Genomic DNA, 12,780 nt, shown 5'->3' on the forward strand with positions numbered 1-12,780 from the left:
CAACGGTCTCGAGGTGCCCTATCAATTCACTCAACCAGGGTCGGTAGCGTTGCGTATGGGTACACCCAGCGCAACAGCGCAGATCGGCTCGTATCGTGTTGTTCTTGGGTCCTTCTGCGGCTTCTGCAACAGAATTGTTCAAAGGCCTGGACGTTGTGCAACGTCTGTGAGCTGCCTCGTGGTTCGCGAAGGTGCCGGTTCTACTCCTGGTTGGATCGTTCACCGTGGCACTTGCCGCTGGTAGCTTCACCGGATGGACGCCACCCTGCCTACACCTGAAATCGCGCACAACGCCACGGCTGCGAGTCTCGCCGGCCGTGAGGGGTTCGACGAGCAGTTCCTCGGCGTACCGGTGCGCGTGCCGGTACTGGCTGGGATCGAGACGGTTCTGCTCCCATACACGCGCACTTCTCGGTGCTGATGCGCCCGGACAAGCGCCTGGCCGCGATCACAGCTCTCGGGATCGACGGGGCGAAGCTCATCGACCTCGGTCGGTCGGGCATCGACTGGCGGTTGAGTCCGCGGCTGCCTGAGGATCAGCAGACAGGGGAGCGGGTCTACGCGCGCAACGACATCGACCGCGGGCTGGCTGGGCCTGGAGACGTACCTCGTCGAAAACGCCGCGGACAACGGGCGGCGGCTGATCGTCTTTACGGGGCCGATCTTCAGCGACGTCGACCCCGTGTACCGGGGTGTGGAGATCCCATTGCGGTACTTCAAGGTCGCCGTGTTCCTGCAGGATGGTGCGTTGGCTGCGATGGGGTATGTGGTGGACCAGACCCCGCAGCTCGCTGATCTCGACGACGTGCCGAAGCCCGGCGCCATGGGGGATGCTGTCGGGGATGACGCGCCGCCGTTGGGTCCGTTCCGGACTTTTCAGGTGCCGATCCGTGACATCGCCGCGCTCACAGGGCTGAACCTTGAGCAGCTGGTTGGGGTTGATCGGATGCCGATCGCCGCGGCCCTGCCCAGCGCACGCGTGACCTCCACCTAGCGGGGGCTGTCCAGCCCGGAACGCCTTAACCTCGACTTCGACGTCAGCAACTGATCACGACGCCCAGGAGGCGCGGTGATCGTCCTCGATTTTCGAGGTCAGCGAAGAATCCTCTTCCGGGCATTGTGACAGCGTGGAGTTTCCTATGTCGTAGGGAATGTGAGGCGTGGGTCGAGTCCGTATTGGGCGGGTGCGTGGAGATGGTCGTGGAGGGTGGTGCCGTCGTAGTCGTGGTGGTAGATGCCGCGTTCCTGCAGGAGAGGCACGACCTCGTCGACGAAGGTGTCGATGCCGTCCTCGTTGACGTCGATGGAGACCCAGAATCCGTCGCAGGCGCCGGCTTCGAACCATTCCTGCATGTGGTCCGCGGTTATTGATGCTTCACCGACGGGGGTGGGGTGGTAGTCGATGACGCCGTGGGCGAGGATGTCGCGGAGCGTCCATCCCTCACGGGCGACCTCGAGCGCTCGGGGTGAGCGGGGGTCGAACGGGCTCGGGGCGGCGACCGCCAGCTCCTGAGCGGTCAGTGGTTCGTCGAGCTGGCTCGGGTCCAGGTGAAGGTTCAGCATCGAGCCGAGGTAGGGGACACGGGATGCTGCAGTGAGCTCACCGAGTTGCACGCGCCGGTCAAGGGCGGCACGTTTGGTCTTGCCGATGGCCGGCACGACTCCGGCGAAGAACGTGATCTCATCCGGGTTCCGTCCTGCCCTGGCCGCGGCGTCGCGGTAGGCCTGGCGCTGTGCGCGGGCATCGTCGATGGTGAACGTGGCACCGATGACGCCATTGGCATAGCGGCCGGCGATCTCAAGCCCGTTTGCGCCTCCACCGGCGGAGAAGATCACGGGCTGGCCCTGTTCGGACGGTGGAATGGGCAGCGGCCCGCGGGAGGCAACATGCCCGCCCTGCATATTGATCGCCTGGATCTTTTCAGGGTCGGCGAAGCGGCCCGTTTTCTGGTCCTTGATCCAGGCGTCCTGCCCCCAGCTTCCCCAGAGGGCCTGAGCGATCTGGATAATCTCGTGGGCGCGCTGGTAGCGCTCCGATCGGGATGCCAGGGCCTGGCCGAAGTTCGCCGCAGCAGCTGGGTCACTGGTCGTGACCGCGTTCCACCCGGCACGGCCATGGCTCATCACGTCCAGGGCCTTGAACTGGCGTGCGAGGTTGAAAGGCTCACCGAAGCTCGTGGACCCGGTAGCGACGAGGCCGATGCGCTCTGTGGCTCGGGCGATCGCCGCGAGGGTCATCATCGGTTCCAAAGTCATCGAGGGGGCCTCGTGGTCCACGTCGGCCTGCAGGCCGGGGAAGTCCGGGAGGAACAGGAAGGCGAACTTCCCACGCTCAGCGGCCTGCGCGTAGCGGACCTGCGCGTCGAAGCTCGAGTAATTCGCAGGATCCACCTGAGGGGCACGCCAGGCTGAGGACTGGGATCCGTATCCGTTGCCCAGGTGCATACCCAAGATCATCTGCGGCTTTGTCATTGATTCTCCTCATAAGCATCATCGGTTGTCATGCTGGTGCTGGTGCTGGTGCTGGTACTGCTAGGTGTACGGGGGAGAGTGGTGGGCGGGTCACTGGGCGACGCGCGGATCGACCCCGTCTTGTGCCGGTGTGCCGGTGTGCCGAGGTGGTCGCGGAGGGTGTCCCGGCGTAGTCGCGGTGAAACAGTCCGCGATCCTGAAGGATCGGTACGACCCCATCGACGAAGTCGTCGATTACGCCTTCCTCGAGGTCGGGGGAGATCCAGAAGCCGTCCGCAGCGTCTGCTTCGAACCATTCCTGCATGTGGTCGGCGGCCGCGACCGGCGGCCCGACGATGACAGGGTGGTAGTCGATAACCCCGTGCGCGAGGATGTCGCGCACGGTCCAGCCTTCACTGGCGATTTTCAGTGCGTGGGTCGAACGCGGGTCCCCTGGTGATGGGCGGGCGGCGGCCAGCTGCGCGGGTGAGAGCGGGTCATCGAGCTGTGGGGGTTCACGATGCAGACCGAGCATCCGTCCCAGGTACGCTGCCCGCTGCCCGAAGGTCCGGCCGCTCGATGAGGTCCGGCGGTCGAGTCCTTCCCGCTTGGTGCTGGCGAGCGAGGTCATGAGGCCGACGATGAATTTGATTTCGTCCGGGTCGCGTCCGGCACGTTCTGTCGATTCCCGGAACGCGGCACGCTGCGCGCGTGCGTCCTCGATCGTGAAGGCTGCTCCGATGACGTCGTTGGCCCAGCGTCCGGCGAACTGGTGTGCGTTGGGGCTCCCGCCGGCGTGGAAGATGACGGTCTGGCCTTGCTCGGACGGGGGAATGTAGAGGGGACCGCGGGAGGCGACGAACTTGCCGCCGAGGTTGATCGGGGCGACCTGGTCGGCGTGCGCGTACTGGCCGGGCGTCCGGTCGTGGACCCAGGCGGACTGTTCCCAGCTGCCCCAGAGCGCCTGGACCAGGTGGACCGTTTCGTGTGCCCGCCCGTGACGTTCGGGGCTCGGGGGGATCTGCTGCCCGTAGTTGCCTGCGACATCGTCGGCGCTTGAGGTGACGGCGTTCCACCCGGTCCGTCCGTGACTGAGGATGTCGAGGGCTTTGAATTGGCGTGCGAGGTTGAACGATTCGTTGAAGGTCGTCGACCCGGTGGCCCCGAAGCCGATCCGGCTTGTTTCGCGCGCTACTGCTGCCATGGTGACCATGACGTCGAGGTTGAAGTTCGGCGGTTCGTTGTCGAGGTCCGCTACATGGCTGGGGCCGTCGGGGAAGAACAGGAACTGGAGCTTGCCGCGCTCGGCCGCCTGGGCGTGCCGGACCTTCGCGTCGAAGCTGGTGTAGCTCGTAGGATCGACTCCTGGTGCGCGCCATGCCCCCGGTATGGTGCCGTACCCGTTGCCCAGGTGCATGCCGATCAGCATGTGTTTGGCCATCATGTTCTCTTTCCGTGCGTGGGTCGAAGCTGCTGTTCCTGCTGCTGTGCTCGTGGGGTGTGTGGTGTGGGGTGCTGCCGGGAACCAGTTCAGGAGGGGTGGATGACCCCGACGTGGCGGTTGTAGTAGGTCAGCGGGGATGCCTGGATGTCGCGCTGGTGCTCGAGGACCTCGAAGAGAACCAGCTCGTGGTCGCCGGCTGGAATGTACTGGTGAGCCCGGACCACGAAGGTGGCTGCAGCACCGGGCAGGGTGCGCGCGTACCCCAGGGGTTGATCAAGAGCGAGGCCGTCGAGGCGGGCAGGGCCCGGTGCGCTCAGCTGCTGCACCAGGCGAGCGTTGGCTTCGGCGAGGATCGTTATGCCCAGTGCCTGTGCCTGGCGGAGCCGGGGCCAGGTCGTCGAGGCATGTGTGAACGCCATCGATACCAGGGGCGGGTCCAGGGAGACGCTCGCGAAGGAGTTGGCGAGCATGGCATCGTTCCGCCCGTCCACTTCGGCGGCAATGAGGGCCATGCCGGTGGGAAAGGCCGCGAAGGAGTGGCGCACGTTGGCGGCCGAGAGGGTCTGCATGATTGACAGCTTTCTTAGTGAAAGGGGACCGCAACGGGCATGCGCCCGACTCTCCATCCAGGGCCGTGCTGCTGGTTCGTGGCGGTGGCTGGTATTACCGGTCGCTGAGGCCGAGTCGGTGACTGGCCTGTTTGTCCAGTCTCAACATTGCCATTAGTGTGAAGGTCAAATCGGTGATGGACCGAGGCTGAGGAGGCCACTTGCGTATTGGTGAATTGGCGACGAAGACGGGCGTTCCTGCCCGGATGCTGCGGTACTACGAGGAGCAGGGCCTGATCTCGCCCCGGCGTCTGGACAACGGGTACCGGATGTATGACGACTACCTGGTGGACCGGGTGAAGAAGGTCCGGGGGTTGGTCGATTCCGGGATTCCGACGAGGATCATCTCGAGCATCCTGCCGTGCCTGGACCAGCCGCAGACCATCGTCGTGAAGAACCCCGAGCCCGGGCTGCGGGAACTGCTGGTGACAGAGCGGGACCGGATGTCGGAGAAGATCGACTTCCTCATCCACAACCGGGACTCGATCACCCGGTACATCGAGGCCATCGACGCCGCTTCCCGGGAGCAGTCGCGCAAAGCCGGCTGAACTACTGGAGCTGGCCCCCGAGCCAGCTCCAGCGGTCGAAGCGATGTATGCGGTTCGGGTGGTTCAGGCGTCCTGGGTGGTGTGTGGCTTGCTGACGAAGAGGGTGCCGATGACGGCGCCGAGGGCGAGGATTCCGGCGACGGTGAAGGCGGCTTGTCCGGCGTCGATGCTCTGGGTGGCGTTGAGGGCACCGGTCCGGGTGGCATTCGCGCCGATGGTGAAGGCGGAGATGAGGATCGCGCCTCCTGCAGCGCCGGCCAGCTGCTGGACGGTGGAGAATGCGGCGGTGCCGTGGGGGTAGAGCTCGGCCGGTAGTGAGCCGAGGGCCGAGGTGGTCATGGGTGCCCACATCAGTGCCTGCGTGCCGGTCATGAGCAGGTAGACGGCGAGGACCAGCCAGATGCTGGTGTCCTCATCAATGGTGGTGAGGAACCAGATGGTTCCCACCCAGATGATGGAGCCGGGGATCGCCAGGGGCTTCGGTCCGACCTTGTCGTAGATGCGTCCGCCGAGTGCGGAGACGATCGCGATCATCGCCCCACCGGGGAAGAGGAACAGGCCCATCTGCAGGGTGTGCAGACCGAGGACGGCGGTCAGGATGAGCGGCAGGACGAGGACGACCCCGAAGCCGTTCATCGCGACGAACGTCATCACGATCGTCGGCATGACGTACTGGCGGGTGGAGAAGATCCGCATGTCCAGGAATGCATCCCCGTGGTTCTGCAGCTTCACCTGCCGGTGGACGAACGCGGCTACGCCGGCCAGCCCGATGAGGATCGGGATGGCGGGGGCGACGGGTGCGTGCCCGGACACCGATTCGCCGATGGACGCCAGGCCGAAGACCAGACCGCCGAAGCCGACGACGGAGAGCAGCAGGGACACCACGTCCAAGCTCACTCGCTCGGGTGTGGTCACATTCCGCAGCTTCAGCGCGCCCAGGACCAGTGCCGTCACGACGATGGGCAGCATCAGGATGAACAGCCACCGCCAGGACAGCTGGGACAGGATCACTCCCGAGACCGCCGGCCCGACTGCGGGTGCGATGGCTGGCACTGCGGTGACCAGGGCCATCATTCTGCCCCGCCGCGACGCCGGCACCAGGCGCATGGTCGTGGTGATCAGCAGGGGCACGAAGACTGCAGTGCCGATGGCCTGGATGATCCGCCCGGCGAAGAGTACTCCAAAGCCTGGGGCGATCGCGGCGACGACCGTGCCGAGAAGGAACAGTGACATCGAGCCTAAGAAGATCCCACGCGTCGTGAATCGGCGCATCACGAACCCGGTGGCCGGGATCAGGACCGCCAGGGTCAGCAGGTACCCGGTGGTGAGCCACTGGCCGGTCGTCGGGGTGATGTCCAGGTCCGCGATCAGCGTCGGCAGGGCGACGCCGAGCATCATCTCGTTCAGCAGGACCACGAACGCCGAGACCATCAGCAACCCGATGATCATCGCGCTACCTGGCGCCATCCGGTCGGCAGCAGCGTCAGTAGCAGGGGGCCTCGCACCCGGCCTTTCATCAGGTGTGTAGGCGGCTGCGGCCTCAAGACGCGCATGCTCGTTCAGGGCTATTTCATTCGGTGTCGATCCCGGCACGGGGGTTCTCCTGGTCATGACGAAGGGGGGCAGAAAACGAGGTGGCAGCGCGTCTTCGAGCGGCCGGCGCTACCTGAGCTTCGGTTCGCTCGAGCCGCACTCACCGAGTGCGCAGAAGGCAGCGCGACAAAACCTCATGACCTATCGTGCAACCCTCTCACTAATAGCAAGGTCAAGCCGAGGGCCTATGAGAGTCGTCACATGAGCTCCAGCAGGACCGGATTCTCGTCAGGATTTGACCTTCACATTGGTGGAAGGTTGGAGACTGGTGGTTCACACCGTGCTCGATGGAAGGACACTCATGAAGATCGGCATCCTCGGAGCAGGATTCATCGGTTCGACGCTGGCTTACAAGCTCGCGGAAGCGGGACATCAGGTGAAGATCGCCAACTCCCGTGGCCCGGAAACCATCGACGAGACGGTCCTGGCAACAGGAGCGACCGCCGTCGAGGCGTCCGACGTCATCCAGGACGTCGAGGTGCTCGTGACCTCGATCCCCCTCGCCCGGATGGCAGGGATCCGTCCACTCCTCGAGGAGCTTCCTGCGGACGCGGTCGTCATCGACACGTCGAACTACTACCCGCTGCGCGACGGTCACATCCAAGCCCTCGATGGCGGGCAGGTGGAAGGTCTGTGGGTCAGCGAGCAGATCGGGCGCCCTGTCGTGAAGGCCTGGAACGCGATCCTCTCGGGCACTTTCGAGGCCAAGGGGCGCCCCGCAGGGCAGGCAGGCCGCCTCGCTATCCCCGTTGCAGGCGATGACGAACGCGGCAGGCGGATCGCGATGAGCCTGGTGGAGGACACCGGTTTCGACGCCGTCGACGCCGGCACCCTCCCGGAATCGTGGCGGCAGCAGCCCGGAGCCCCCGCCTACTGCACCGAACTGACCCGGGACGAGCTGCCGGCAGCCCTCGCACGCGCCCAGAAGGACCTCCTGGCCGACCGGCGGGATCAGGTCATGGCAACCATCGGGAACAGGTTCGGCTCCCTGACCTCCGACGACATCGCTGCCCTCAACCGAGCCACCTACGCATAAGGGCCGGGGACGGATCCGAGCCCCTCCCGAAGTTCCTGGTGGAGTACCTCGTATGCCGGGAGGTCGTGAAGCTCACCCTGCGTCAGGGTGCCACCAGACCGACGTTCGCGATTCTGTTTGCCTCAGTCATGAGCACCCTTCCACCACTTCGGGCGGTGATGAGATGCGACCAAGTTTGACGCTGGTCAAGTTTGATTGTTATCGAAGTTGGACGTATCGTGAGCCATCAGCCCCGGATCACCCCGGTGCATCACCGCGAAGATTGGACCGCCATGCGCGCCTGGACGCTTGCCGATTTCGGCTTCGACAACCTCGACCTCCGGCAGGTCGACACTCCGACTCCCGGCCCCAGTGACCTCCTCGTGCAGGTGTCGGCTGTCTCTCTGAACTACCGCGACAAAGCACTCGTCGAAGGCAACTACTCGCCCGAGAAGATGCCGAAGGGCCTGATCGTCGGCGCTGACTCCGCCGGCGTCGTGACTGCGGTCGGCTCCAACGTGACGAAGTGGAAGGTCGGCGACCGCGTCACCTCGCACTTCTATTCCACGTGGGTCGACGGGCCATGGGACCAGGCGCACACCGATGCGATGATCGGCGGCCCGATCAACGGTGGTCTCGCCGAGTACATGCTGCTGCATGAGGACCGCGTCGTGAGTAGCCCCGACAACCTCACCGACGCCGAAGCTGCCACACTGCCGATCGCAGCGCTGACGGCGTGGTTCTCCCTCTTTCACCACGGCAAGCTGGAAGCAGGCGGGAGCGTGCTCGTGCAGGGCACCGGCGGTGTGTCCGTGTTCGCGATCCAGATCGCGTCCGCCTTTGGCGCACGCGTCATCGCCACCTCCTCCAGTGACGACAAGCTCGCCGTGGCGATGGAACTCGGCGCCACCGATGTCATCAACTACCGCACCACACCCGACTGGGCCGGCAAGGTCCTCGAGCTCACCGACGGGAAGGGCGTCGACGTCGTCATCGACGTCGCCGGCGGTGACGGCGTCAACGACTCCGTTCGTGCCGCGAAGGCCGGCGGCGTCGTCGCCCTCATCGGGTTCCTCGCCGGGCAGGCCACGAACCTCGACCTGATGACGGTGCTGTTCCGTCAGACCACCATCCAGGGCATCGCCGTCGGCACCCGGACAGCTTTCGAGGAACTCGTCGAGTTCCTCGACAAGCACAAGATTCACCCGGTCATCGACTCCACCTTCCGGTTCGAGGACGCGAAGGCCGCCTACGACCGTCTCGCCGAAGGCCCCCTGGGTAAGGTCGTCATCGCCGTCCGCTGACGTCAACCGCCGTCCCGGCCCAGCCTGGCGATCAATGGGTCGGAACGCGTCCGCCGCTCCGATGTGAACGCCAGAGCTCCCGGCTGCTCTCAGGTTCAGCGCACTGGCACTACGGCGGTTGACCGGTGGTGACGACTGCACCAGCTGGCGACAACCGTCAGCCGACATCCCACCCGATACGATCATCCTTCGTAAGGAGGCCCTGAATGGCTCGAGCACCGATCGACGACGAACCATCCATCGAAGACCTGCACTTCCCCCAGGTGCTGGGAGTCATCGCCGACCCGATCCGATTGAGCATCGTGACGCAGCTCGCCTCGGCCGACGCAGAAATCAGCTGCGGCAACTTCGACCTCCCCGTCACCGCATCAACCGCGACGCACCACTTCACCGCGTTGAGGCAGGCAGGCATCATCCACCAGTACTACGTCGGCACGTCACGAATGAACAAGCTCCGCCTAGCCGACCTGGAAGAAGCCTTCCCCGGATTCCTGCCGTCCGTGATCGCCGGCGCCCGAAGCGGAAAGTAGCCCTAGGCCGGACCAGTTCCTGCTGTGTACGACCACGCTGGTTCGAGGGTTGTGTTCCTTAGCGGTCTCGCCACCGGCACCTTCCAGTGACAACTACGACCTCATCCTTATCGCCCCGTTGAAGGATCCTTCGACTGGACTATTGAACTGCTTGCTCGGGCAGCTTGCGCAACGCAGCAACCGCAAGGCAGTAGGCGTCCGTGTTTCGTCTTGGCAATGTGTCTCACTCCTCGTACTCAACAAAGTAAGAGAAGGCCTTCGATGAGTACGAGGAGTGGATGAGTGGGAAGCATCGGGTATGCCAGGGTCAGCACGTTGGAGCAGAACGCGGATCTGCAGCACGCACCGCTCACTGCTGCTGGGTGTAGTCGGATCTTCACCGACCATGGGGTGAGTGGGACGACGGCCAGCCGGCCGGAGCTCTACAAGCTCCTCGATCACGTCCGAAAGGGTGACGAGGTCGTGGTGTGGAAGCTGGACAGGCTGGGGCGTAACACGCGCTACCTGTTGGCCCTCATCGATGACCTCGAACGCAGGGGTGTGCACTTCCGTTATGTCACTGAGGGCATCAGCACTACCGATCCGATGGGTAGGGCAATGCTCACTGTGATGTCCGCGTTTGCTCAGCTTGAGCGTGACCAGCTCGCCGAGCGGACGAGGGCAGAAATGGTTGCGGCCGCTGACCACGGGCGGAAAGCCGGCCGGCGGGAAGTGACTACCGGTCATGCGAAGGCCAGGCGCGCCCGAGACCTGAGAGCGCAGGGGCTTGCGCCTGCTTATATCGGCAAGATCATTGAGGCCAGTCGGGCGACGGTGTACCGCTACCTCACTCTTGCAGGCAGTGAAGTGGTCTGATGTGCTCATAGGCCGATACTGCGGTCGATCAAAACGTGTCGGCGTGGCCCACCACCGTGGTCGATACGTCCTCATAGGCTTACAAAGTGGAGAAACGTCGTAGTGCCCGGCGGTGGCTGGACCGCTGGGGGAAGGGCGTCATGACGGTAATTGCAGCGGCATTGGCGTTCGGAGGGGCTTATTTGGGGTTCTCTAGATGACGACAAGGATTCTGTACTGCGCTGGGTGCTGTTCGGCGTCGGTCTAGTCGGGGCGATTACGGCGGCACTTGTGCCCATCGTGGAGTCGAGGCAGCCACGGAGCAGAGTCAAGGGTCTGGAAACTGATGGAGCGCGGGTGAGGCGTCAAGCTCAACAGGCGGAAGCAGATGCCAAGTTGGAGGGGCGCAGCGAGTTCCTCGTTGCACTGGAAGCGGGCATTCTGCCTCTTTTGGAGAAGCTCGGAACCCTCGTCAGAGCAAGGCGGGCCCCTACGAAGGCTGTTCTAGCCTCCGATCTGAAAGGGTTGGCCTTCTCCGCGTTGATCGAGGTCATCGACCCCTCGACCCCTCGATCCCGCGGCTCCGCGCGAACTACTTCAAGCTGAGGTTCGCTGACCCTGGGATGGGATGTGTTTACAAGAGGCCGGGAGTACGGCCACTGCGCCAAGGCAGCGGTTTGATCTGACGTCAGGTACCGCCGAGTCTGACGCCATCCTTGAGATGCTGGCTCAAGACAAGTTTGTCTTCACTGACGACTGCGTAGAGTCGGCTGACTCGGGTGGGAAGCTGGTGGGCGCAGCGCTTGTCGATGAGATGGTGTTGGATGGGGCGGTGCCAGGTGAGCCCGTCGATGCGGCTGGTGGCATCACGGCTGTGGCGATGTCAGTCCCGCGGCGGCCAAGACGGGCAGTGCGAGCCATCGGGCGCGCGGGATACCGGATGGAGAAGGACTCGCTGGCCCTCTTTCAGACGGAAGCTTGGCGTCTTGGTGTCAGGGTTGCTGGCTCATTCGTGTGTGTCCTGGAAGCGAATGGACAGTCCTGGCCTATTCGGGTTGGGCCCGTACGTGGGTCCGGCCCCGCCCCGCAGTCAGGTCTGCAGGACGGGGCCGGAGGTCTCGCTTTTCAGGCGCCCTCAAAGGGGGAGTCTGAGGGCGGGGTTGGCTGTTAGTCGTTCATCTTCAGTGAACGGCGCGCCCAGACACCTGCCGCGGCGAGCAGGCCGAAAGCGACCGCGAGCATCCCGCCCAGCGGCAGGCCGCTGTCAGAAGTGCCCTCCACCGTGGCTGTCTGCACGTTCATGCCGCGGTTGGATCCCGCGTTCACGGCGCCTTTACCGCCGGTGTTACCGGCACCCGGGACAACGACTCCGCCATTCCCTCCACCATTGACGCCGCCACCGTTGACGCCGTCGACGATGATGCCGACGTTGCCGTCACCATCGATGTCGATGTCGATGATGATGGTGGTGTCACCGGAGCAGGCGACCAGTGCTGCGTCGAAGAGGTCCTCGATGGCTTCGAAGTCGACGTTGATGGCGTCGGCGTCGAGGCGGATCTCGTTCGCGGCGGCGATGGCGAGTTCGAGACGAACGTTCGCGGCGATGATCTCCTCAAGGTTGCCTGCTGCTGCCAGTGCAGCCCGTGCTTCCTCGACGTCGTCCTCGGCTGCGGCCAATGCTGCCAGGGCTGCATCAAGGTCGGACTGGGCGGCGTCGACGTCGGCCTGACCTTCGGCTGCCGCCGCGACGGCGAAGGCGAGCTGAGCCTCGAGGGCGTCGAGATCAATGCCGGCCACGACCGCGGCCTGAGCTTCGAGAGCGGCGTCGAGTTCAGCTTGCAGTTCAATGATGTTCTGCTCGCCTGCCTCCTCCGCGTCGATGGCCGCCGCGAGAACAACCTCGAGGTCGGAGAGGTCCTGCTCCGCCGCGTCCCGGTTCGCAAGGGCCGAGGCCAGGGCCGCTCGGAGATCCAGAATCTGCTGCGCACCAATAGCCTGCGCGTCGAGGGCTGCGGTGAGGGTCACCTGCAGTTCGACGAGCTCGGCTGCTGCCGCGTCACGATCGGTGATCGCCAGCGCCAGTGCGGCCTGCAGTTCGGCGAGTTCGGCGGCGCCGAGTGCTTGGGCTTCCAGGGCTGCCTGAAGGGTCGCCCGAAGTTCGGCGAGCTCTGCTGCTCCGGTTGCCTGAGCGGTGAGGGCCGCGTCCAGGGCCGACTGGGCGTCGGCAACGGCTTGGTCACCGGATGCCTGGGCCGCGAGGGCCGCAGCGAGTGCTGCCTGAGCGTCGGCGATGGCCTGGTTCCCGGCGGCCTGCGCGTCGAGGGCCGCGGTGAGGGTCACCTGCAGTTCGACGAGCTCGGCTGCTGCCGCGTCACGATCGGTGATCGCCAGCGCCAGTGCGGCCTGCAGTTCGGCGAGTTCGGCGGCGCCGAGTGCTTGGGCTTCCAGGGCTG

At 64.8% G+C, this 12,780-nt stretch carries 11 protein-coding genes and 1 pseudogene; 7 read left to right on the forward strand and 5 right to left on the reverse strand.

The features are described 5' to 3' along the window. The first annotated feature begins 253 nt into the window (after positions 1–253). Both ACTIMO_RS10530 and ACTIMO_RS10535 read left to right on the forward strand, forming a co-directional pair. On the forward strand, positions 254–421 hold the full coding sequence (locus ACTIMO_RS10530; protein ID WP_448182373.1) for a hypothetical protein: 168 nt from the start codon (positions 254–256) through the stop codon (positions 419–421). A 174-nt stretch (positions 422–595) separates the two neighbouring features. Next, positions 596–994, forward strand: a complete 399-nt coding sequence (locus ACTIMO_RS10535; protein ID WP_448182391.1) for a DNA/RNA non-specific endonuclease — start codon at positions 596–598, stop codon at positions 992–994. 143 nt (positions 995–1,137) lie between these two features. Here ACTIMO_RS10535 and ACTIMO_RS10540 read toward each other — a convergent pair whose 3' ends face one another. From ACTIMO_RS10540 to ACTIMO_RS10550, 3 genes are all read right to left on the reverse strand, one after another. Further along, complete coding sequence (locus tag ACTIMO_RS10540) at positions 1,138–2,472, reverse strand: NtaA/DmoA family FMN-dependent monooxygenase (RefSeq protein WP_448182374.1); 1,335 nt, start codon at positions 2,470–2,472, stop codon at positions 1,138–1,140. 28 nt (positions 2,473–2,500) lie between these two features. Beyond that, positions 2,501–3,895, reverse strand: coding sequence for an NtaA/DmoA family FMN-dependent monooxygenase (locus ACTIMO_RS10545; protein WP_448182375.1), 1,395 nt, complete (start codon positions 3,893–3,895; stop codon positions 2,501–2,503). An 86-nt stretch (positions 3,896–3,981) separates the two neighbouring features. After that, complete coding sequence (locus tag ACTIMO_RS10550) at positions 3,982–4,464, reverse strand: flavin reductase family protein (RefSeq protein ID WP_448182376.1); 483 nt, start codon at positions 4,462–4,464, stop codon at positions 3,982–3,984. Positions 4,465–4,664: 200 nt separating this feature from the next. Here ACTIMO_RS10550 and ACTIMO_RS10555 point away from each other — a divergent pair, with 200 nt between their 5' ends. Then, positions 4,665–5,051: a MerR family transcriptional regulator gene (locus tag ACTIMO_RS10555; protein WP_448182377.1), complete on the forward strand. Its 387-nt coding sequence runs from the start codon at positions 4,665–4,667 to the stop codon at positions 5,049–5,051. Between the two features lie 63 nt (positions 5,052–5,114). On the opposite strand, the gene ACTIMO_RS10560 is transcribed toward ACTIMO_RS10555, so the two are convergent. After that, positions 5,115–6,500 carry a DHA2 family efflux MFS transporter permease subunit gene (locus tag ACTIMO_RS10560; RefSeq protein ID WP_448182378.1) on the reverse strand — a complete coding sequence of 462 codons (1,386 nt, stop codon included), beginning with the start codon at positions 6,498–6,500 and terminating at the stop codon, positions 5,115–5,117. Between the two features lie 445 nt (positions 6,501–6,945). Between ACTIMO_RS10560 and ACTIMO_RS10565 the strand changes: the two genes are divergently transcribed. The 4 genes from ACTIMO_RS10565 (at position 6,946) to ACTIMO_RS10580 (ending at position 10,348) form a co-directional block, all read left to right on the forward strand. Further along, complete coding sequence (locus tag ACTIMO_RS10565; RefSeq protein ID WP_448182379.1) at positions 6,946–7,680, forward strand: NADPH-dependent F420 reductase; 735 nt, start codon at positions 6,946–6,948, stop codon at positions 7,678–7,680. Positions 7,681–7,898: 218 nt separating this feature from the next. Further along, complete coding sequence (locus ACTIMO_RS10570) at positions 7,899–8,963, forward strand: zinc-dependent alcohol dehydrogenase family protein (RefSeq protein ID WP_448182380.1); 1,065 nt, start codon at positions 7,899–7,901, stop codon at positions 8,961–8,963. A gap of 206 nt (positions 8,964–9,169) precedes the next feature. Then, on the forward strand, positions 9,170–9,493 hold the full coding sequence (locus tag ACTIMO_RS10575) for an ArsR/SmtB family transcription factor (protein ID WP_448182381.1): 324 nt from the start codon (positions 9,170–9,172) through the stop codon (positions 9,491–9,493). A 282-nt stretch (positions 9,494–9,775) separates the two neighbouring features. Next, complete coding sequence (locus ACTIMO_RS10580) at positions 9,776–10,348, forward strand: recombinase family protein (protein ID WP_448182382.1); 573 nt, start codon at positions 9,776–9,778, stop codon at positions 10,346–10,348. Positions 10,349–11,494: 1,146 nt separating this feature from the next. On the opposite strand, the pseudogene ACTIMO_RS10585 reads toward ACTIMO_RS10580, so the two are convergent. Continuing rightward, a pseudogene (locus tag ACTIMO_RS10585) lies at positions 11,495–12,780 on the reverse strand (hypothetical protein); the annotation flags it as partial.

The organism is Arthrobacter sp. CP30 (assembly GCF_053470025.1).

Excerpts from the sequence above, each read along its gene's own strand:
- ACTIMO_RS10530 (WP_448182373.1), top strand. The coding sequence starts at position 254 with ATGGACGCCACCCTGCCTACACCTGAAATCGCGCACAACGCCACGGCT.
- ACTIMO_RS10540 (WP_448182374.1), bottom strand. The coding sequence starts at position 2,472 with ATGACAAAGCCGCAGATGATCTTGGGTATGCACCTGGGCAACGGATAC.
- ACTIMO_RS10545 (WP_448182375.1), bottom strand. The coding sequence starts at position 3,895 with ATGATGGCCAAACACATGCTGATCGGCATGCACCTGGGCAACGGGTAC.
- ACTIMO_RS10550 (WP_448182376.1), bottom strand. The coding sequence starts at position 4,464 with ATGCAGACCCTCTCGGCCGCCAACGTGCGCCACTCCTTCGCGGCCTTT.
- ACTIMO_RS10560 (WP_448182378.1), bottom strand. The coding sequence starts at position 6,500 with ATGATCATCGGGTTGCTGATGGTCTCGGCGTTCGTGGTCCTGCTGAAC.
- ACTIMO_RS10565 (WP_448182379.1), top strand. The coding sequence starts at position 6,946 with ATGAAGATCGGCATCCTCGGAGCAGGATTCATCGGTTCGACGCTGGCT.
- ACTIMO_RS10575 (WP_448182381.1), top strand. The coding sequence starts at position 9,170 with ATGGCTCGAGCACCGATCGACGACGAACCATCCATCGAAGACCTGCAC.